This window comes from Tardiphaga sp. GW821-FHT12E02 (assembly GCF_058807155.1).
Window position 1 is genome coordinate 5548411 of the sequence record NZ_JBXAQK010000001.1, and the last position, 19091, is coordinate 5567501.

Here is a 19091-nt window from a genome sequence, read left to right on the forward strand (position 1 = left end):
GATGACGAAGCTGCGCCCCTATCGCGCCGAGGACGAAGACGCCTCCATCGCGCTGTGGCTGGAGACCTGGAAGCTCGCTTATCCCTCGATCGATTTCGACAAGCGCGTGGACTGGTGGCGCGAGCGCTGGCGCACCGAGCTGGTGCCGGCAGCGCAGATCGTGGTGGCCGAGCAGGACGGTGCGTTAGTCGGCTTCGTCACCATCGATGGCACGGGCTATCTCGATCAGCTCGTGGTCGGCCCTGCACAGTGGGGCAGCGATGTTGCGCGGAAGCTGATGAACGAGGCCAAACGGCTGTCGCCCGGCGGCGTGACGCTGAAGGTCAATGCGGACAATGTGCGGGCTATCAAGTTTTATCTGCGCAACGGATTTGTAAAATCCACTGAGGAAGTGAACTCATCAGGCCGAGCCGTCGATGTGATGGAGTGGAAGACTTAAGAACCCCTTCCAGATATCTTCCCGGCAGAGCCCGTCTGTAGTATACTCCCGCTATGACCAAGCTGCTCGACCAGGCTGTGGAAATCGCTCGCGCCCTTCCGGCGGACGCCCAGGACGACATTGCTCGTATCGTGCTGCAGCTTGCAGGCGATGAAGGCGCACCCGTTGCTCTATCCCCTGAGGAGCGAGCTGCGATCGCCGAGTCAAAAGCGCAAGCGGCTAAAGGGCAGTTCGCGACGGATGACGAAGTCCGCGCCGTCTGGGCCAAGCACGGATTATGAGTCCGCGGTATACACCGCGCGCGCTCAACGACCTCACCACTATCCTCGATTATATCGCGCAGCACTCGCCGACAGGCGCAAAGCGCGTTCACCAGCGTATCCAGCTGACGGTCGATCTGCTCGCGCGCAACCCGTATATCGGCGTCCTGACCGAAGATCCGACGGTCAGGCGAATTACGACATTACCCTATCGATATCTGGTGTTCTACGAAGTCAGCGATGAAGAAGTGATCATCCACACGATACGGCACTCGTCGCGTGCCGCATCAGATTTGTAGCTCGCGGTCTCACACCCCGAACTGCAATCGCGCCAGCCTTGCATAGAGCCCGTTCGCCGCGACCAGCGAGGCATGCGTGCCCTGCTCGACGATGCGGCCATGCTCCATCACCAGGATGCGGTCGCAGGACAGCACGGTGGCGAGGCGGTGCGCAATCACCAGCGTGGTGCGGTGCTTCATCAGCTCTTCCAGCGCGGTCTGCACCAGCGTCTCGGATTCCGCATCGAGCGCCGAAGTGGCCTCGTCCAGCAGCAGCAGCGGCGCGTCGCGCAGGATGGCGCGGGCGATGGCGATGCGCTGGCGCTGGCCACCGGACAGTGTCACGCCACGCTCACCGAGCGGCGCGTCAAATCCTTCCGGCAGACGGCGGATGAATTCGGTGGCGTGCGCCAGATCGGCGGCGCGCTCGACTTCGGCATCGCTCGCATCCGGACGGCCAAAGCGAATATTTTCGCGCGCAGTGGCAGCGAAGACGACCGAGTCCTGCGGCACCAGCGCGATGCGGGTGCGCAGCTCCTGCGGATCGGCCTCACGGATCGGCACGCTATCCATGGAGATGGTGCCACTCTTCGGATCGTAGAAGCGCAGCAGGAGATGGAACAGGGTGCTCTTGCCCGCACCGGACGGCCCGACGATCGCAACCTTCTCGCCAGCCTTGACCGACAGGGAGACACCGGCGGCAGACAGCACGTCGGGACGGGTCGGATAAGCGAAGGAGACATTGTCGAAGGCGAGGTCCCCGCGCGCCGGCACCGGCAAGGCGCGCGGCTTTTCCGGCGCCGCAACATCGGACTTCACATTGAGAAGCTCGAACAGCCGTTCGGAGGCACCGGAGGCGGAGGAAATCTCGCCCCAGACTTCACTGAGCTGGCCGAGGCTCGACGCCGCGAAGGCAGCATAAAGCACGAACTGGCCGAGCCGACCCGGCGTCATTTCGCCGAGCAAGACATCATGCGAGCCGACCCAGAGAATGCCGACCACGCTCGAGAACACGATGAAGATGATGATGGCCGTCAGCACGGCGCGCGCGCGGGTGGCGCCACGGGCGGCTTCATAGGCTTGTTCGACCTCGCCACCGAAACGCGCATTGGCGTAGGACTCATTGGTATAGGCCTGGACCGTGCGCATGCCGCCGACCAGTTCGCTGGCATAGGCGGAGGCGCTGGCCAGCGTATCCTGCGCGTTGCGCGACAGCCGGCGCACCCAGCGGCCGAAGGCTACCAGCGGGATCACGATCAGCGGAATCGCCGCCAGCACGAAGCCGGACAGTTTCGGGCTCGACACCACCATCATGGCGGCGGCGCCGAGGAACAGCACGATGTTGCGGAGCGCGATGGAGACCGAAGCACCGACGGCAGACTTGATCTGCGTGGTGTCGGCGGTGAGGCGCGACACCAGTTCGCCCGAGCGCGACGTATCGAAGAAGGCCGGCGACAGCGCGGTGAGATGCTTGAACACATCGCTGCGAAGATCGGCAACAATGCGCTCGCCGATGGTCATCACCAGATAATAGCGGGCCGCGCTGGCGCCTGCGAGCACCACCACCACCGCGATCATCACGCTGAAATAGCTGTTGATCATCGCGATGCCTTCGGGGCTGAAGCCGAAGTCAATCATGCGGCGAGCTGCGATGGGGACGACGAGGGTCGTGATGGCGGCGATCAGCAGCGATACCAGCGCCAGCAGCGCCCGGCCGCGATAGCGCGCCACATAGGGCGCCAGCGCCAGCAACGGGCGCAGCTTGGCGCGGCTCGGCGCCGGCGGGGTGACCACGGTATCGGCCAATGTGGGCTCTTCCAGCACGGGCTCCGGCTGCGGAACCGGTGCGAGGGCCTTGTCCGGGGCGCCGCGGGAATCGTCGAGCCGTTCGACTGCACTCATGATTTATAACCGTTCTTGTCGTTGCGGCCTCAGATAGGCCGATGCGCGCCGGCTGGCAAATGACATAGGTCAACGGATCCGGGGAAACGGGTCCGGATCAATGGTTCTGGACCAATTGCGACAAGTCCTTGTCGGACGGGCGTTCCTGCGATATAGACGCGGCAAATCCGCCATCGCAATCCCGAGATTCAGGCGCATCTGCGCCGAAGGAACCGTCATGAAAGCCGAAATTCACCCGGATTATCATAACATTACCGTCGTTATGACTGACGGTACCGAGTATCAGACCCGCTCGACCTGGGGCAAGGACGGCGACAAGCTGAACCTCGACATCGATCCGAAGTCGCACCCGGCCTGGACCGGCGGCACCACCCAGCTGCTCGATCGCGGCGGCCGTGTGTCGCGCTTCCAGAAGAAGTTTTCGGGCTTCCTCAAGAAGGACTGAGGCCTCGCGCCCAGCCCGGCTTGCCAGCCTTGAAACGCCCCGCCTCGCGCGGGGCGTTTTCTTTTGGGGAGCATGGTCCCGTCAGCCATGATGCCCGGCGTGACGCCCGAGACGACAAGAAGAACAAAAAATGTCCGCCGATCTCACCTTTGTGGCCATCCTCCTCCTGCGCATGGCAATCACCGCCGCTTTCGTGATTTCCGCCTCGGTCATCACCGAACGCTCGGGCCCGGTGATCGGGGCATTGGTCGCCACGCTGCCGATCTCCGCCGGCCCGTCCTATGTCTTCCTCGCCATGGATCACGATGCCGCCTTCATCGCGCAGGGCGCGCTGGCGAGCCTGCCGATCAACGCCGCGACCATGTTTCTCGGGCTGACCTATATTCTTCTCGCTCAGCGCAACAATGTGGTGATCAGCCTCGGCGCCGCTGTGATCGTCTGGTTCGGGCTCGCTTACTTGATCCGTCTGATCGACTGGACGCTGCTCGGCGGCATCGCTGTCAATGTCGTCACCTTCGCGATCTGCCTGCCGCTGATGCAGCGGTTTCGCCATGCCAAAATGCCGCTGATCACCCGCCGCTGGTACGACATCCCGTTGCGCGCGACGCTTGTCGCCACGCTGGTCGGCGCCGTGGTGACGTTGTCCGCCACCATCGGCCCGACCGGCAGCGGCATGCTGGCGCTGTATCCGATCGTCTTCACCAGCCTGATGCTGATCCTGCATCCCCGCATCGGCGGCCCACCCACCGCCGCAGTGATCGCCAATGGTGGCTGGGGCTTGATGGGGTTCGGGATCGCGGTGGCGCTGATGCAAGTGACGGCGGTGCGTTTCGGCTCGGTGATTGCGCTGAGCGGTGCGCTGGCGACATGCGTGGCCTGGAATCTCGGGCTGTGGGCATGGGGACGCTGGCGGGTGCGCTACGTCTGAGGCTCTCATGGTGAGGAGCGCGTCTTCGCGCGTCTCGAACCATGAGCTGTTTTGCGCAGGAGCTTGCGGCCATCCTTCGAGACGCGGCCAAGAGGCCGCTCCTCAGGATGAGGGTTGTTATTGTTTCGCCACCTTCGCCTTCAACGCATAAAGCGCATCCAGCGCCTCGCGCGGTGACATCTCATCGGGATGCAGCGCCTTCACCGCTTCCATCAACAGATCCGCCTCGCTCGGGGGCGCCGCTTCGTCCGGTGCACGCGAGGTGATGGCGAACAGCGGCAGGTCATCGACCAGCACCTTGGCGCCCTGACCGCGATCCTGCGCTTCCAGTTTTGCCAGCACCGATTTTGCCCGCGCGATCACCGCCGGCGGCAGGCCGGCGAGTTTTGCGACCTGGATGCCGTAGGAGCGATCCGCCGAGCCCGGCAGTACCTCGTGCAGGAACACGACATCGCCGTGCCATTCCTTCACCCGCACCGTCGCATTGAACAGCCGCGGCAGCTTGGCGGAGAGTGCGGTGAGTTCGTGATAATGCGTCGCGAACAACGAACGGCAGCGGTTGCTCTCATGCAGGTGCTCGATCGCCGCCCAGGCGATCGACAAGCCATCAAACGTGGCCGTGCCGCGGCCGATCTCGTCGAGGATCACCAACGCGCGTTCGGTCGCCTGATTGAGGATGACCGCGGTCTCCACCATCTCGACCATGAAGGTCGACCGCCCGCGCGCGAGATCGTCGGCGGCACCGACGCGCGAGAACAGCCGGTCGACGATGCCGATCCGCGCCCGCGAGGCCGGCACGAAACTGCCGATCTGCGCCAACAGCGCGATCAGCGCGTTCTGGCGCAGGAAGGTCGATTTACCGGCCATGTTCGGACCGGTGATCAGCCAGATCTGCCCGGATTTCTGCCCCGGCCCAGGCGACAGGTCACTGGCATTCGCAATGAAGGGCTGGCCATCGCGGCGCAGCGCCTGCTCGACCACGGGATGACGGCCGCCCTCGATGGCGAATAGCAGGGACTCGTCGACTTCGGGGCGGACATAGTTGTCATCCACCGCCAGCTTCGCCAGCGCGGTCGCCACATCGAGCTGAGCAAAGGCATGCGAGGCCGCATAGAGATCGTCGGAATCCTCCGCGACCATGGTCGCCAGCCGCTCGAAGATTTCCAGCTCGAGGCCGAGCGCGCGATCGCCGGCGTTCGCAATCTTGGCTTCGATCTCGCCGAGTTCGGAGGTGGTGAAACGCACCTGTCCGGCCAGCGTCTGGCGGTGGATGAAGCTCGCATTCAGCGGCGGCTGCATCAGCTTGTCGCCGTGCTGCGCGGTCACTTCGACGAAATAGCCGAGCACATTGTTGTGCCGGATCTTGAGACCTTTAACGCCGGTGTCCTCGGCATAGCGCGCCTGCATCGAGGCAACGACAAGCCGCGACGCATCGCGCAGATTGCGGGTCTCGTCGAGCACGGGCTCGAAGCCGGCGCGGACGAAGCCGCCGTCGCGCTTCATCAGCGGCAGCTCGTCATCAAGCGCACGCGCAAAGGTCGCGGCGAGCTCGCGCGACGGCCGGCGCAGGCCGGCCATCGCCGCGGTGATATCCGCCGGCAGGTTCTCGGCCGCACCGAGGCGATCCAGCACCTGGTCCGCCGCCATGACGCCATCGCGGATGCAAACGAGATCGCGTGGGCCGCCGCGGCCGACCGACAGACGCGCCAGCGCGCGCGACATGTCCGGCGCCGTCTTTAGCGCGGCGCGCAGGTCGTCGCGCAGGCCACTATCGGCCACGAATGTCGCCACCGCATCATGGCGCCGCGCAATGCCCGCCGCATCGGTGAGCGGAGCCGCAAGCCGCTGCGCCAGCAGACGCGAGCCGGCAGCCGTGACGGTGCAGTCGATCGCATCGAGCAGCGAGCCGCGGCGTTCGCCGCCCAGCGTTCGCGTCAGTTCGAGATTGGCGCGCGTGGCCGGATCGATCGCCATCGTGGTGCCGACCGCCTCGCGGCTCGGCGGCGACAGCGGGATGCGCTTGCCGATCTGGGTGCGTTCCACATAGGTGACGCAGGCGGCAGCCGCGGTGGCCTCCAGCCGCGACATCGCGCTGAGGCCGTCCATGGTGGCGACGGCGAAATAATCGCACAGCCGGCGCTCGGCGGTGGCGCCGTCGAACACGTCACGGGTCAGCGGCGTGACCGCCGGCAATTCGCGCAGCAGCTGGCTGAGATCGGGATCGCCATAGAGCGCATCCGTCACGATCACTTCATTGGGATTGATGCGCGCAAGCGTCGCGCCGAGTTCGCCGGTCGCGCATTCGGTGACGATGAATTCCGCGGTGGAAATATCGATCCAGGCGAGGCCGATGCGGTCGGCACCTGACGAGCCCTTCGCCCGCGCAATCGCCATCAGATAATTATTGGCGTGGGCATCCAGCAGGTTCTCTTCGGTCAACGTGCCCGGCGTCACCACACGGACGACGTCGCGTCGCACCACGCTCTTGCCGCCGCGCTTCTTCGCTTCCGCCGGATCCTCCATCTGCTCGCAGACGGCGACGCGGATGCCGAGCGAAATCAGGCGGTGCAGATAATCATCGGCGCGCACCACCGGCACGCCGCACATGGGGATATCCATGCCCTGATGCTTGCCGCGCTTGGTCAGCACGATGCCGAGGGAGCGCGAGGCCAGTTCCGCATCCTCGAAGAAGATCTCGTAGAAATCGCCCATCCGGTAGAACAGCAGCAGGCCGGGATTGGCGGCCTTGATCTCTAGATATTGCTGCATCATCGGCGACACCTTGGTGTCGTCCGTGGCGGGGGCCGGCTGTTCCGGGGCGGTAATGGCTTGCTGGATCGTCATGGCGGCGGACGCTAGCAAATTTCACCCCGCTGATCCCATCCGCCACGACGGGAAAGGCCACGTTTTCCCCACCGCAACACCCGGTTGACAAGTCAACCGCGCGCGATTATCCGACATCCAGGGTGTGACAATCCACGCAACAGCCATGATTTGACCGGGTCGGTGGGCCTTCCTACAAACCACCGCGAAAATCCGGCACATGCGCGGATGCAGCCCAGGAGGAAAATGATGAGCGATGTGTTTATTTGCGACGCCGTGCGCACCCCGATCGGCCGTTTTGGCGGTTCGCTCGCCAAAGTCCGCGCCGACGACCTCGCCGCTGCTCCGATCAAGGCGCTGAAAGAGCGCAATCCGAACGTCAAATGGGACGAGATCGACGAAGTCTTCTTCGGCTGCGCCAACCAGGCCGGTGAAGACAACCGCAACGTCGCCCGCATGGCCGCCCTCCTCGCCGGCCTGCCGGAAAGCGTCCCCGGCCAGACTCTCAACCGCCTGTGCGCCTCCGGCCTCGATGCCGTCGGCGCCGGTGCCCGCGCCATCCGCGCCGGCGAAATCGATTTCGCCATTGCCGGCGGCGTCGAATCCATGACCCGCGCGCCCTTCGTGCAGGGCAAGGCGACCGAAGCCTTTTCGCGCGCCGCGGAAATCTACGACACCACCATCGGCTGGCGTTTCATCAATCCCCTGATGCGCGAACAGTATGGCGTCGATGCCATGCCGGAGACCGGCGAGAACGTCGCCCAGGATTTCCAGATCTCGCGCGCCGACCAGGACGCCTTCGCGATCCGCTCGCAGCAGAATGCCGGCAAGGCGATTGCCTCGGGCTATTTTGCGGAAGAAATCGTCGCCGTGCAGGTGCCGGGCGGCAAGGCCGGCCCGATCACCGTGGACAAGGACGAGCATCCGCGCCCCGAAACCACGCTGGAAGGCCTGTCCAAACTGCGCCCGATCGTGCGCAAGGATGGCACCGTCACCGCCGGCAACGCCTCGGGCGTCAATGACGGCGCCGCCGCATTGATCCTCGCCTCGGCCGCCGCCGTGAAGAAATACGGCCTCACTCCGCGCGCCCGCATCCTCGGCCTCGCATCCGCCGGTGTTGCCCCGCGCATCATGGGCATCGGCCCGGTGCCGGCGACGCAGAAGCTGATGGAGCGCCTCGGTCTCAAGATCAGCGACTTCGATCTCATCGAGCTCAACGAAGCCTTCGCCTCCCAGGGCATCGCAGTGCTGCGCCAGCTCGGCGTCAAGGAAGATGCCGACTTCGTCAACCCGCATGGCGGCGCGATTGCGCTCGGCCATCCGCTCGGCATGAGCGGCGCTCGTCTCGCGCTGACCGCCGTGCATGCGATGGAAAAGGGCAAGGGCAAGCTCGCCCTCGCCACCATGTGCGTCGGCGTCGGCCAGGGCGTCGCCATGGCGATCGAGAAGCTGAACTAACCCTCATCCTGAGGAGCGGCCGCAGGCCGCGTCTCGAAGGATGAGCACCACACTCCTCATGGTTCGAGACGCGCGAAGACGCGCTCCTCACCATGAGGGGGCGACCCAAGGGGAAACCAGCATGACGCTAATCTATCCCGTCGAGAGCAATGCGGCGCACGCGCCGCGCCTCTCACCCGGCTACAAGAGCACCACCCTGCGCGCGCCGCAGAAGCAGCGCATCCTGATGCCGCACACGATGTCTGAATTGACCGGTCCCGTTTATGGCCACGAGACCGTGCGTCCCGGCGATCATGATCTCACCACGATGCATACCGGCGAGCCGCTCGGCGAGCGCATCATCGTGCATGGCACCGTGATGGACGAGGACGGCCGCGGCGTACCGAACACGCTGGTCGAACTCTGGCAGGCCAATGCCTGCGGCCGCTATGTCCATGTCTGGGACCAGCATCCCGCCCCGCTCGATCCGAATTTCACCGGCGCCGGTCGCGCCGTGACGGATGCTGCGGGCAACTACAAATTCATCACCATCAAGCCCGGCGCCTATCCGTGGGGCAACCACCACAATGCGTGGCGTCCGGCGCATATCCATTTCTCGGTGTTCGGCCATTCCTTCGTCTCGCGCCTGGTGACGCAGATGTATTTCCCGAATGACCCGCTGTTTCCATTCGATCCGATCTTCAATTCGGTGACGGACGAAAAGGCGCGCCTGCGCATGGTGTCGGATTTCGATCTCGACCACACCGAGCCCGGCTGGGCGCTGGCCTATCGCTTCAACATCGTTTTGCGCGGCCGCAACGCGACCCCGACGGAGACTCACTGATGCCTGGAATTACTCCGTCGCAGACCGTCGGCCCGTTCTATGCTTACGGCCTGACGCCCAACGGCAAATATGCCTGGAACGACGCCTTCACCAACAACCTGCTGACCCCCGACGTCACCGGCGACAAGATCCGCATTGAAGGCGTGATCTATGACGGCGCCGGCAAGCTGGTGCCCGATGCCGTGCTGGAAATCTGGCAGGCCGATGCGCAGGGTCGGTTCGCCGATCCGCAGGACAGCCGCGGGCTGTCGAATTCCAGCTGGCGCGGTTTTGGTCGCTCTGGCACCACAGATGCGGGTGAGTATTCATTCGACACCGTCAAACCCGGCGCCGTCCCCGGCATCGACGGCAAGGATCAGGCGCCGCATATCGTGATGGCGGTGTTCGGCCGCGGCATGACCATGCAGTCGATGACGCGCATCTATTTCGACGACGAAGCGGCGACGGCGGATGACGCCGTCATGCAGCTGGTGCCGGCGGATCGGCGCGGGACGCTGATTGCGAAGAAGACGGCCGCGGGGGTGTATCGGTTCGATATCCACCTGCAGGGGGATAACGAGACGGTGTTTTTCGACGTGTGAGGTTTCCTCTCCCTCTCCCGCTTGCGGGGGAGGGTCGTGGTGGGGGCAGCCCCACGCTTCGGAGTTTGTGGCTGCCCCCACCCGGCGCTACGCGCCACCCTCCCCCGCAAGCGGGAGAGGGAATCCATCACCACCTCAGCTCAATCACTCCATCACCGCCGGATGCTCATCCCCGCCCGGCTTGGCCGCCTGCGCGCGGAGCTGCGCCTTTGATGACCCGATAATCAGCGCCATCGGGATCGCCGCCAGCGTCACCAGCATGATCAGCTGGTAATCCAGCCCGAACGCAATGATCGTCGCCTGCAAGGTCACGATCGCATCCATCATCGCGCGGCCGGTATCGGTCGCCAGATTGATCGCACCCGCCACATTCGGCATCTGCAGTGCATTGTTGAATGGCGTCACATGCTCGACCAGCACCGCATGCGCCATCCGCGTGCCCGATGTCAGGTTGGCGATCACGATCGAAATGCCCACCGAACTCGCCACGTTGCGCAGCAGCGTCAGCATCGAGGTGCCGTCGGTGCGCAGGTGATTGGGCAGCGTCAGGAAAGCCACCGTCGACAGCGGCACGAAGACAAGGCCCAGCCCAAATCCCTGCGCCACGCTGACGATGATGAATTCCGGCACGCCGGTCTGGTCGGTCCATTTCGCGGTGAAATACATCGATACCGACAGCAGCACCATGCCGGTCATGATCAGCGTGCGCGCCTCGATATATTTCATCATGCGGCCGACCAGCATCATCGCCACGAAGGTGCCCGAGCCGCGCGTTGCCAGCAGCAGGCCCGCCGTCAGGATCGGATAGCCGATGACATTTTGCAGGAACGGCGACGACAGCGACATGGTGGAATAGAGCACCAGCCCCATCACGCACATGAAGATACAGCCGCCGACAAAGTTCTTGTCCTTGAAGATCGCGAACTGGATGAACGGCCGATCCGTCGTGAAGGAATGCGCGAAGAAATAATAGAAGCCGACCACCGCCACGATCGCCTCGATGATGATCTCGTTGGATTCCAGCCAGCCGAGCTGCTCGCCGCGGTCGAGCGCCAGCTGCATCGAGCCGATGCCGATGGCGAGCGCGAGAAAGCCGAACCAGTCGAACTTCATCTTCAGGTTCAGATCGGTCTCGTCCATGAACACCATAAGGCCCGCCACGGTGACGATGCCGAATGGCAGATTGACGAAGAACACCCAGTGCCAGGAATAGGTCTCGGTGAGCCAGGCACCGAGCGACGGGCCCATGATCGGGCCAAGCATCACGCCCATGCCCCAGATCGACATGGCCTTGGCGCGCTCATGCAGCGCGTAGGAGTCCAGCATCACCGCCTGTGACAACGGCACCAGGGCCGCGCCAAAGACGCCCTGCAGCAGTCGGAAGCCGACCATCTGCGTGATGTCCTGCGCAAGGCCGCACAGCACCGAGGCGATGGTGAAGCCGGCCGAGCAGACGATGAAGACCTTCTTGCGGCCGAAGCGGTTGGCGATGAAACCCACCGGCGCCGTCATGATGGCGGCGGCCACGATGTATGAGGTCAGCACCCAGTTGACCTGATCCTGCGACGCCGACAGCGAGCCCTGCATATAAGGCAGCGCCACATTGGCAATCGTGGTGTCGAGCGCCTGCATGATGGTTGCGGTCATGGCGCACACCGTCACCATGTTGCGACGCATGCCGGGAACTGCGCTGGGTGAGGACGTGCTCATGGGATCAGTCCTGGGCCGCCTTCGCGGAGGACAGGCCGAGCACGCCTGCCAGCGTACGGCGATGTTCGGTATCGATGGTCGTATAGGTGCTCATGCCGGCCTTGAGCTTCTTCACGGCCGCATCGTCGTAATCGAGATAGATGCGCACAGGCACGCGCTGCACGACTTTCACGAAATTGCCGGTGGCATTCTGCGGCGGCAGGATCGCGAACTGCGCGCCGGTACCGGGCGAGAGCGAGCCGACGGTGCCGTGGAAGGCATGGTTCGGGAACGCATCGACCTCGATGTCCACCTTCTGGCCGACATTCACATAGGTCAGATCCGATTCCTTCATATTCGCGTCGACCCACGGCCGTGCATCGTCGATCACCGTGAGGATCGGCGTCGATGCGGCGACGAAGCGGCCGAGCTGGATATTGTCCACCTGCGTCGCCACGCCCGCGATCGGCGCCTTCAGCACGGTGTGATCGAGATTGCGCTGGGCATCGCCGAGTGCTGCTTTTGCTTGCGAATAGGCCGGAAACTGCTCAAGCGGCAGATCGGGATTGCCGAGCAGCTTGTCCTTGGACGTACCGAGCTGCTGCTGCAGCAATTCAAGCTGCGCGCGCGCCATCACATAATTGGTGGTGGCGGTATCAAGATCGAGCTGCGATCCCGAAAGAGACTTCACCAGCGTCGTCTTGCGTTCGACATCGCGCTGTTTCAGCTCGACGCCCTGGCGCGCGAGTTCGAGCATGTCGCCATATGATTTGATGTTGGATTTCAGCGTCGCGAACGACACCCTGGCATCGTCGAGCTTGGCCTGCGCCTGCTGAAGCGCAAGCTGGAATGGTACCGGATCGATTTCGAACAGCGTATCGCCGGCATTCACATGCTGGCCTTCACGCACCACGACGCGCGACACCTTGCCGGCGATTTCCGGCGTGATCAGCACTTTCTGCGCGCCAACATAAGCGTCGTCGGTGCCGACATAGCGGCCGCCGGAAAGATAGAAGGCGAAGCCGCCGACGAGCACGATCGCCGGCAGCACGATTAGCAACAGCGGACGTCGATAGCGCTTGAAGAAGCCAGCCGCGCCTTGACGCTGCTTGGTCGCGCTCCCCTCGCCGCCGCCGTCCGATGCGTCCTTGTCTGGAAATTTCAGCACGGGGTCAGCCATAAGCCTGTTCCTTGGTCTTGCCCGCGGCAGGCGCAAGCGCAGCACGGATGTTGGATTTGATGGTTTCGAGGTAATCGACGAGCCGGTGCATGTCTTGATCAGCCATCCGGTCGAACGCGACCTGCATCAGATCAGCGCGCAGCACGGCAAGTTTCGCCATCAGCGGGCGCGCAGCGTCGGTGAGATAGAGCCGTTTGATGCGGCGATCGGCATCGTCATTGCGGCGTTCGATCAGGCCGCTGTCGCAGAGCTTGTCGATCAGACGGGTCAGGCTGATCGGCGCCATCTCCATGGCATCGGCCAGCTCGGCCTGCTTCTGCCCTTCGTTGCGCTCGACCTTGGCCAGCACGGCCCATTGGGCGCGGGTCATGCCGAGATGGCGCGCTTCCTTGTCGGCCAGTTGCCGCAGCATCCGCTGGGTTTCGAACAGAGCTGAGAGAAAATCGGTGCCGAGATCCCGGTCGGGCATGGCAAACTCCTAAGTCTGGCTCAAAGTAAGGAAGCTTATATTTTCGACCACCTGTGCCAAAGTGTCGCAGATATGCGTAAAGCGCATAGGTCAGCATTTCCGACGCCTTCTTGGGGAGGTTCATATGGCTGCCATGGGCGAACCGCCGGAAAGTGATTACATTGCTGCTAATGACCGCGCTGAAACCGACTTTCCCCGCCCCGGACCACGATCACGACCGCTGCACCGCGGACGCGATGCATCATGCCGAGCACGTATGCGCCAAGCGCTCGCAAAAGCTGACGCCGATCCGGCGCCAGGTGTTCGAGGCGCTGCTCGCCAGCCACCGCCCGCTCGGCGCCTATGAGATCATCGAGGAACTGGCCAAGACCGTGTCCCGGCCGGCGCCGATCACGATCTATCGTGCGCTCGATTTCCTGATGGCCAACGACCTCGTGCATCGCATCGAGAGCCGCAACGCTTTCCTCGCCTGCGTCCATGATCACGGGACCACATCGATGGTGGCCTTCCTGATCTGCGACAAATGCGGATCGGTCGGCGAAGTCCCGGCGGCACAGGTCGCGCAAAGCCTCAATGACGCCGCCCGCTTGACAGGCTTCACGCCGAAGCTCTCTGTGGTGGAGATCACAGGCACCTGCGCGCATTGCCAGGCCTGAGCCACACATAACAACACGGCGGCAAGCCGGACCGAGGCCAGATGTCTGCAGAGCCAAGCCCATCCCCGCCCGGCGGACGTCCGCTCACCGTCGGCGCCATCGCTCTCGTGCTGATGCTGTGCCTGACCTGGGGCTTCAACCAGATCGCCATCAAACTCGTGCTGCGCGAGATCCCGCCTTACACCCAGGCCGCACTCCGCTCCGCCGGGGCGCTGCTGGTGATTCTCGCCATCGCCTGGTTTCGCGGCGTCAAACTGTTCGAGCGCGACGGCACGCTTGGTGCGGGCCTGTTCGTTGGCACCATTTTCGGCTTCGAGTTCCTGGTGATCTTTCACGGGCTCGAACTGACGACCGCCAGCCGCGCCGTCGTCTTCCTTTATACGATGCCGTTCTTCGTCGCCCTCGGCGCCTATCAGCTGCTCGGTGAACGGCTTCGTCCTGCGCAATGGGCAGGCCTTGCCGTGAGCTTTGCCGGCGTGGCCGTCGCGATCGGCGTTCCGCAGCCCAACGTCACCGCAAGCGTCCTGTTTGGCGACCTCTTGATGATCTTGGGCGCTGCCATGTGGGCGGCGACGACGCTGGTGGTCAAGCGGACCAGATTGATTACCGCCGCCCCCGAAAAGGCATTGGGGTACCAAGTGGGACTATCGATCCCGATTCTTGGCCTCGGCGCACTGCTGGCAGGCGAACGAATTCCCGCGGTTCCCGGCGCCCTGACAATCTCGCTCCTGTCATTTCAGGCGTTTTGGGTGGTCGGACTTACCTTTTTACTCTGGTTCAGCCTGATCAGAACCTACTCCGCCAGCAAATTGGCGGCTTTCACCTTCATCACCCCTTTATTCGGCGTCGCGGCGGGCTATCTGATCCTGGGAGATCAGCTTACCCCCGCCTTCGGGCTGGCTGCGCTATTGGTCATCGCCGGGCTGGTTCTCGTTAACCGACCGGCGCGCTCCGCAGCCACTAACGCATTGCTGAATGTCACTAAAACCTGATATTCGAGACCCCATGAACAAGTTCGAAATTCCGCAGGATGTCGCCGGCCCGGCGCCGCGCCATCTCACCACGCAGGTCATGGTCGGCAATGTCGCCGTCGGCGGCGGCGCGCCGATCGTCGTGCAGTCGATGACCAACACCGACACCGCTGACATCCAGGGCACCATCGACCAGGTCGCAGCGCTGTCGCGCGCCGGCTCCGAGATGGTCCGCATCACCGTCGATCGCGACGAGGCTGCCGCCGCTGTGCCGCATATCCGCGAAGCGCTCGACAAGCAGGGCATCACGACCCCGCTGGTCGGCGACTTCCATTATATCGGCCACAAGCTGCTCGCCGAATATCCGGCCTGCGCTGCGGCGCTCGACAAGTACCGCATCAATCCCGGCAATGTCGGCTTCAAGAGCAAGCGCGACAGCCAGTTCGCCGACATCATCGAGATCGCGAACAAGAACAACAAGGCCGTCCGCATCGGCGCCAACTGGGGGTCGCTCGATCAGGAGCTGCTCACCAAGCTGATGGACGAGAACGCGCTCTCGGCAAATCCGAAAGACGTTCGCGCGGTGACGCGCGAAGCCATGGTGCAGTCGGCGCTGCTGTCGGCTGCGCGTGCCGAAGAGCTCGGCATGCCGAAGAACAAGATGATCCTCTCCGCCAAGGTCTCGGCGGTGCAGGACCTCATCGCGGTCTACCAGACGCTGGCCTCGCGCTCCGACTATGCGATCCATCTCGGCCTCACCGAAGCCGGCATGGGCTCGAAAGGCATCGTTGCCTCTTCGGCCGCGCTCGGCATCCTGCTGCAGCAGGGCATCGGCGACACCATCCGCATCTCGCTGACGCCCGAGCCCGGTGGCGATCGCACGCTGGAGGTTCAGGTCGCGCAGGAACTGCTGCAGACCATGGGCTTCCGCACCTTCGTGCCGCTGGTGGCCGCCTGCCCCGGCTGCGGCCGCACCACCTCGACCACGTTCCAGGAACTGGCCCGCTCGATCCAGGATTTCATCCGCGTCGAAATGCCGGGCTGGAAGACCCAGTATCCGGGCGTCGAGAATCTCAACGTCGCGGTCATGGGCTGCATCGTGAATGGTCCCGGCGAATCCAAGCACGCCAATATCGGCATCTCGCTCCCCGGCACCGGCGAAACCCCGGCGGCCCCGGTGTTCGTCGACGGCGAAAAATTCCGCACGCTGCGCGGCCCGACCATCGCGGCCGACTTCAAGGCGCTGGTGATCGACTATATCGACCAGCGTTATGGCAAGGGCAACCAGACGCCCGAGATCATCACCGCGGCCGAGTAAGCCCGGCACATCATCGACGACAGAAATCAGCCGGCGCGCGGATCATCCGCCGCCGGCTTTTTTCGTGCTGTGTGGCGGACGTGCAGGATCACGACCTCGCCAAGCGATTCATCGACGGCGTAGTACAGCATGTAAGGATAACGCACGATCGCGAGCGTCCTCGTGCCGGCTTCGCTCGTTTCCTCGCCGGTGTACGGAAAAAGTTCGAGACGTTCGCTGGCATGCTCGATCCGCTCGACGACAGATCGCGCACCCATCCCGCTGTGATCGTTGATATAAAGAAATATCGTTTCGAGTTCGATCAAGGCGGTCTTTGACCACCTGACTTCCATCAGCGAAAGCGATCGAAGAGGGCGGTGACCTCTTCTCGACTTGCTAGCTGTCGTGCGCGCATCTCAGCGAGCCCACGGCGTACTGCTGCGACTTCGTCTTCCGTCAACTGACGAACGTGTTTCGCACTAATCTGCCTGAACGACGCGACAAATTCCGCCTGCGCCTCATCAGACCAAGTGGCCACTTGTTCGAACATGAATTCCACATCGTCGCGGGTCATGCCTAAACAATAGCACATTCCAGATGCGCTCGCAATTTTTTCTATTTATAGTTTTGTTTCACATACTGACGCCCACAGAGCGATCAATGGTGCTTAGCATTCGTCACCGAACACCGCCGCTCCGTAAAGCCTGCGGCGTCTTGCTCACGGCGCTAACACTCGTCTTTGCTCCAGCCTGCGTGGCGCAAACCTTCAGCCTGCCGAGCCGAGTATCGCGAGACGGTCCCGCCTCATCGTCGCAAATGCCGCCACCGCCGATCTCGGCCATGAAACCGCAAGGCAGAGCTCACGGCAACGCCTGGGCAAGGCAGTTTTATCTGCAAGTTCGACGTTGCTGGAGACATCCGCAGAACTACGATCGCGATCCCGTCGAAGCAGTTTTCGTGATCAAGCTGACGCGAACCGGTCATCTCGATGGTTCGCCAACGCCACTCCAGTTGCCGAAAACGGACTACGAAAAGAGGTATCACGCCAGTGCCCTTGCGGCACTTGTCACCTGCCAACCGTACCACCTTCCGCAAGACGCCTATGACAGATGGCGACGGTTCGAACCTGTCTTTCACGAACGCGCCCGGTAAGCCGGGTTGCGCTAAAGCGGCATCCGTTGATATTCCCGGTTGATCAGCCCTGCCTCTTCGAGATCCAGATCCCGCTCAATCCGACGCCGGCTCTCATCCGTGATCTTGCCGTCTCGCAATTGCGCGTGGATGAACTTGCGCTCTTCCTTGATCAGTTCGCGCACCAGATCAGTGCCGAGGGCAGAGACATCGACTTCGGGATCGAGTTCGCTCGGAAGCTGGTTCGATCGGCTCTCATGTCGTGCGCGGAGAATTTTCACGACCTCGTCCGAGAGTTCGCGATCATCGGTCATCGCATCCAGCGATGCCAGCGCCTTGGCCAGTGCTTCGCGGCGGGCATGCAGTTCGGCCTCGTGCTCGGCGATATGTTCACGCTGGCCGATCTTGTCCATTTTCATCCATTTCACCACCAGCGGCAGGCCAAGGCCGAAGCCGACCAGCGTGATCAGGATCACGTTGAAGGACACGAACAGGATCAGGTCCCGCGCCGGAAAGGCCTCGCCGGACACCATTGTGAACGGGAGAGCCAATGCCGCGGCAAGCGAGACGGCGCCGCGCACGCCGGTGAAAGCGAGCACAAACGTCCATTGCCAGTTCGGCGCGGGATCGCGTTTCTTCAGGCCGGCGCTCAGCATGCGCGGCACATAGATCGCTGCGTAGACCCAGACAAAACGCGCAACGACGATCACGGTCATCACCAGCGCCGTCGCGGCGATGATCTCGGCGATCGGAAACGCCTTGGATTTCTCGATCAGGGCCCGCATCTGAAAGCCGGTCATCAGGAACAACAGGCCCTCGATCAGATAGATGATCAAATCCCAGAAGAAGATGCCCTGCAGGCGCGTCGCCGCGGAGATCAGCAGCGGTCCATTCCACGAAATGTAGAGCCCGCAGGCGACGGTGGCGATGACTCCGGAGCCACCAAAATGTTCGGGGATGAGATAGGCGACATAGGGCGTCAGCAGCGACAGCGTGATCTCGACCTGCGGATCACGCGCGCGATGACGCAGGCGCAGGCTGAGCCAGCCGATGAGAATGCCGAATGCGAGCTCGCAGGCGAGGATGGCAACGAAGGTGCCGCCCGCTTTTGGCAGCGAGAATGCGCCGGTGGTGATCGCAGCCACGGCGAAGCGATACAGGATCAGCGTGGTCGCATCATTGGCGAGCCCCTCGCCTTCCAGCACCACCAGCAGCCGCCGCGGCAGCCCGAGTTTGCGCGCAACGGCGAGCGGCGCCACCACATCCGGCGGCGCGACAATGGCACCGAGCAGGAAGCCGACGCCCCAGGGCAAGCCGATGAGATAATGCGTGGCGGTGGCCACGAGACACGCCGTGAAGATCACGCAGCCGACAGCGAGCAGCGTGATCAGCCGCAGGCTGAAACGGAATTCGCGCCAGCTCATGGCGACCGACGCCGAATAGATCAGCGGCGGCAGCACGCCGAGGAGCACCACTTCGGGCGGCAATTCGAGCGCTGGCATGCCCGGGACGAAAGCGAGGCCGATGCCGACCAGCAGCAACAGGATCGCCGGCGCGATATTGGCGCGCTTCGCGAACCACGCCGTGGCGCCCAGCGCTGCGACCAGAGTGAGGAAAATAGCGAATTTGGCTTCCACGCGCGCGTCACCTGTTGCTGCGACACTTTGCCCGGATGGGGATGGAGGTCAATGACACGCTTACACTTGTCGTCACCCGGCTCGACCGGGTGACCCAGTAATCGCCGCTGCCTCGGTGTCCACT

19 protein-coding genes are annotated in these 19091 nt (G+C 63.4%); 11 read left to right on the plus strand and 8 right to left on the minus strand.

Annotation, left to right across the window (positions count from 1 at the left end):
- The first annotated feature begins 1 nt into the window (after position 1).
- From AC1RQ5_RS26050 to AC1RQ5_RS26060, 3 genes are read left to right on the plus strand one after another with little or no spacing between them, the layout of a single operon-like run.
- Complete coding sequence (locus AC1RQ5_RS26050; RefSeq protein ID WP_493202846.1) at positions 2 to 439, plus strand: GNAT family N-acetyltransferase; 438 nt, start codon at positions 2 to 4, stop codon at positions 437 to 439.
- Between the two features lie 53 nt (positions 440 to 492).
- The gene (locus AC1RQ5_RS26055) at positions 493 to 720 is read left to right on the plus strand and encodes a hypothetical protein (protein WP_398482467.1); all 228 of its coding nucleotides are present in this window, start codon (positions 493 to 495) and stop codon (positions 718 to 720) included.
- Complete coding sequence (locus AC1RQ5_RS26060; protein WP_493202849.1) at positions 717 to 998, plus strand: type II toxin-antitoxin system RelE/ParE family toxin; 282 nt, start codon at positions 717 to 719, stop codon at positions 996 to 998. The genes AC1RQ5_RS26055 and AC1RQ5_RS26060 overlap by 4 nt, the downstream gene beginning before the upstream one ends.
- 9 nt (positions 999 to 1007) lie before the next feature.
- On the opposite strand, the gene AC1RQ5_RS26065 is transcribed toward AC1RQ5_RS26060, so the two are convergent.
- Complete coding sequence (locus AC1RQ5_RS26065; protein ID WP_493202851.1) at positions 1008 to 2879, minus strand: ABC transporter ATP-binding protein/permease; 1872 nt, start codon at positions 2877 to 2879, stop codon at positions 1008 to 1010.
- A gap of 217 nt (positions 2880 to 3096) precedes the next feature.
- Here AC1RQ5_RS26065 and rpmE point away from each other — a divergent pair, with 217 nt between their 5' ends.
- On the plus strand, positions 3097 to 3324 hold the full coding sequence (rpmE, locus tag AC1RQ5_RS26070) for a 50S ribosomal protein L31 (protein WP_398482461.1): 228 nt from the start codon (positions 3097 to 3099) through the stop codon (positions 3322 to 3324).
- 130 nt (positions 3325 to 3454) lie between these two features.
- On the plus strand, positions 3455 to 4252 hold the full coding sequence (locus AC1RQ5_RS26075) for a hypothetical protein (protein WP_493202853.1): 798 nt from the start codon (positions 3455 to 3457) through the stop codon (positions 4250 to 4252).
- 117 nt (positions 4253 to 4369) lie between these two features.
- Here AC1RQ5_RS26075 and mutS read toward each other — a convergent pair whose 3' ends face one another.
- Positions 4370 to 7096, minus strand: a complete 2727-nt coding sequence (gene mutS, locus AC1RQ5_RS26080) for a DNA mismatch repair protein MutS (RefSeq protein ID WP_493202854.1) — start codon at positions 7094 to 7096, stop codon at positions 4370 to 4372.
- Positions 7097 to 7324: 228 nt separating this feature from the next.
- On the opposite strand from mutS, the gene pcaF reads away from it, so the two are divergent.
- The 3 genes from pcaF to pcaG all read left to right on the plus strand — a co-directional run bounded on the left by pcaF (position 7325) and on the right by pcaG (position 9937).
- Positions 7325 to 8533 (plus strand): 3-oxoadipyl-CoA thiolase, encoded by a 1209-nt coding sequence (gene pcaF, locus AC1RQ5_RS26085; protein ID WP_493202855.1) that lies wholly within the window; start codon positions 7325 to 7327, stop codon positions 8531 to 8533.
- Positions 8534 to 8654: 121 nt separating this feature from the next.
- Complete coding sequence (pcaH, locus tag AC1RQ5_RS26090) at positions 8655 to 9356, plus strand: protocatechuate 3,4-dioxygenase subunit beta (RefSeq protein ID WP_493202856.1); 702 nt, start codon at positions 8655 to 8657, stop codon at positions 9354 to 9356.
- Positions 9356 to 9937, plus strand: a complete 582-nt coding sequence (pcaG, locus tag AC1RQ5_RS26095) for a protocatechuate 3,4-dioxygenase subunit alpha (protein WP_398482449.1) — start codon at positions 9356 to 9358, stop codon at positions 9935 to 9937. The genes pcaH and pcaG overlap by 1 nt, the downstream gene beginning before the upstream one ends.
- Positions 9938 to 10081: 144 nt before the next feature.
- Here pcaG and AC1RQ5_RS26100 read toward each other — a convergent pair whose 3' ends face one another.
- Genes AC1RQ5_RS26100 through AC1RQ5_RS26110 form a run of 3 tightly spaced genes read right to left on the minus strand, consistent with a single transcriptional unit; the run spans position 10082 to position 13275 of the window.
- Positions 10082 to 11647, minus strand: coding sequence for a DHA2 family efflux MFS transporter permease subunit (locus AC1RQ5_RS26100; protein ID WP_398482447.1), 1566 nt, complete (start codon positions 11645 to 11647; stop codon positions 10082 to 10084).
- Between the two features lie 4 nt (positions 11648 to 11651).
- On the minus strand, positions 11652 to 12806 hold the full coding sequence (locus tag AC1RQ5_RS26105) for an HlyD family secretion protein (protein ID WP_493202857.1): 1155 nt from the start codon (positions 12804 to 12806) through the stop codon (positions 11652 to 11654).
- Positions 12799 to 13275, minus strand: a complete 477-nt coding sequence (locus tag AC1RQ5_RS26110; protein WP_493202859.1) for a MarR family winged helix-turn-helix transcriptional regulator — start codon at positions 13273 to 13275, stop codon at positions 12799 to 12801. Before AC1RQ5_RS26110 ends, AC1RQ5_RS26105 begins: the two co-directional genes overlap by 8 nt.
- Before the next feature lie 170 nt (positions 13276 to 13445).
- On the opposite strand from AC1RQ5_RS26110, the gene AC1RQ5_RS26115 reads away from it, so the two are divergent.
- The 3 genes from AC1RQ5_RS26115 to ispG are packed head-to-tail and all read left to right on the plus strand — an operon-like array spanning position 13446 to position 16220.
- Positions 13446 to 13931, plus strand: a complete 486-nt coding sequence (locus AC1RQ5_RS26115) for a Fur family transcriptional regulator (protein ID WP_398482483.1) — start codon at positions 13446 to 13448, stop codon at positions 13929 to 13931.
- A gap of 41 nt (positions 13932 to 13972) precedes the next feature.
- Positions 13973 to 14923, plus strand: coding sequence for a DMT family transporter (locus tag AC1RQ5_RS26120; protein ID WP_493202861.1), 951 nt, complete (start codon positions 13973 to 13975; stop codon positions 14921 to 14923).
- Between the two features lie 13 nt (positions 14924 to 14936).
- On the plus strand, positions 14937 to 16220 hold the full coding sequence (ispG, locus tag AC1RQ5_RS26125) for a flavodoxin-dependent (E)-4-hydroxy-3-methylbut-2-enyl-diphosphate synthase (RefSeq protein WP_493202863.1): 1284 nt from the start codon (positions 14937 to 14939) through the stop codon (positions 16218 to 16220).
- Positions 16221 to 16246: 26 nt separating this feature from the next.
- On the opposite strand, the gene AC1RQ5_RS26130 is transcribed toward ispG, so the two are convergent.
- From AC1RQ5_RS26130 to AC1RQ5_RS26140, 3 genes are all read right to left on the minus strand, one after another.
- Complete coding sequence (locus AC1RQ5_RS26130; RefSeq protein ID WP_493202865.1) at positions 16247 to 16552, minus strand: type II toxin-antitoxin system RelE/ParE family toxin; 306 nt, start codon at positions 16550 to 16552, stop codon at positions 16247 to 16249.
- Complete coding sequence (locus AC1RQ5_RS26135) at positions 16552 to 16773, minus strand: hypothetical protein (RefSeq protein WP_493202866.1); 222 nt, start codon at positions 16771 to 16773, stop codon at positions 16552 to 16554. The genes AC1RQ5_RS26130 and AC1RQ5_RS26135 overlap by 1 nt, the downstream gene beginning before the upstream one ends.
- A 589-nt stretch (positions 16774 to 17362) precedes the next feature.
- On the minus strand, positions 17363 to 18967 hold the full coding sequence (locus AC1RQ5_RS26140) for a Na+/H+ antiporter (RefSeq protein WP_493202867.1): 1605 nt from the start codon (positions 18965 to 18967) through the stop codon (positions 17363 to 17365).
- Positions 18968 to 19091 lie beyond the last annotated feature (124 nt).

Excerpts from the sequence above, each read along its gene's own strand:
- ispG (WP_493202863.1), top strand. The coding sequence starts at position 14,937 with ATGAACAAGTTCGAAATTCCGCAGGATGTCGCCGGCCCGGCGCCGCGC.
- AC1RQ5_RS26105 (WP_493202857.1), bottom strand. The coding sequence starts at position 12,806 with ATGGCTGACCCCGTGCTGAAATTTCCAGACAAGGACGCATCGGACGGC.
- pcaG (WP_398482449.1), top strand. The coding sequence starts at position 9,356 with ATGCCTGGAATTACTCCGTCGCAGACCGTCGGCCCGTTCTATGCTTAC.
- AC1RQ5_RS26055 (WP_398482467.1), top strand. The coding sequence starts at position 493 with ATGACCAAGCTGCTCGACCAGGCTGTGGAAATCGCTCGCGCCCTTCCG.
- AC1RQ5_RS26135 (WP_493202866.1), bottom strand. The coding sequence starts at position 16,773 with ATGACCCGCGACGATGTGGAATTCATGTTCGAACAAGTGGCCACTTGG.
- AC1RQ5_RS26075 (WP_493202853.1), top strand. The coding sequence starts at position 3,455 with ATGTCCGCCGATCTCACCTTTGTGGCCATCCTCCTCCTGCGCATGGCA.
- AC1RQ5_RS26130 (WP_493202865.1), bottom strand. The coding sequence starts at position 16,552 with ATGGAAGTCAGGTGGTCAAAGACCGCCTTGATCGAACTCGAAACGATA.
- AC1RQ5_RS26060 (WP_493202849.1), top strand. The coding sequence starts at position 717 with ATGAGTCCGCGGTATACACCGCGCGCGCTCAACGACCTCACCACTATC.
- AC1RQ5_RS26065 (WP_493202851.1), bottom strand. The coding sequence starts at position 2,879 with ATGAGTGCAGTCGAACGGCTCGACGATTCCCGCGGCGCCCCGGACAAG.
- pcaH (WP_493202856.1), top strand. The coding sequence starts at position 8,655 with ATGACGCTAATCTATCCCGTCGAGAGCAATGCGGCGCACGCGCCGCGC.
- rpmE (WP_398482461.1), top strand. The coding sequence starts at position 3,097 with ATGAAAGCCGAAATTCACCCGGATTATCATAACATTACCGTCGTTATG.
- pcaF (WP_493202855.1), top strand. The coding sequence starts at position 7,325 with ATGAGCGATGTGTTTATTTGCGACGCCGTGCGCACCCCGATCGGCCGT.
- AC1RQ5_RS26100 (WP_398482447.1), bottom strand. The coding sequence starts at position 11,647 with ATGAGCACGTCCTCACCCAGCGCAGTTCCCGGCATGCGTCGCAACATG.
- AC1RQ5_RS26050 (WP_493202846.1), top strand. The coding sequence starts at position 2 with ATGACGAAGCTGCGCCCCTATCGCGCCGAGGACGAAGACGCCTCCATC.
- AC1RQ5_RS26110 (WP_493202859.1), bottom strand. The coding sequence starts at position 13,275 with ATGCCCGACCGGGATCTCGGCACCGATTTTCTCTCAGCTCTGTTCGAA.
- AC1RQ5_RS26115 (WP_398482483.1), top strand. The coding sequence starts at position 13,446 with ATGACCGCGCTGAAACCGACTTTCCCCGCCCCGGACCACGATCACGAC.
- AC1RQ5_RS26120 (WP_493202861.1), top strand. The coding sequence starts at position 13,973 with ATGTCTGCAGAGCCAAGCCCATCCCCGCCCGGCGGACGTCCGCTCACC.
- mutS (WP_493202854.1), bottom strand. The coding sequence starts at position 7,096 with ATGACGATCCAGCAAGCCATTACCGCCCCGGAACAGCCGGCCCCCGCC.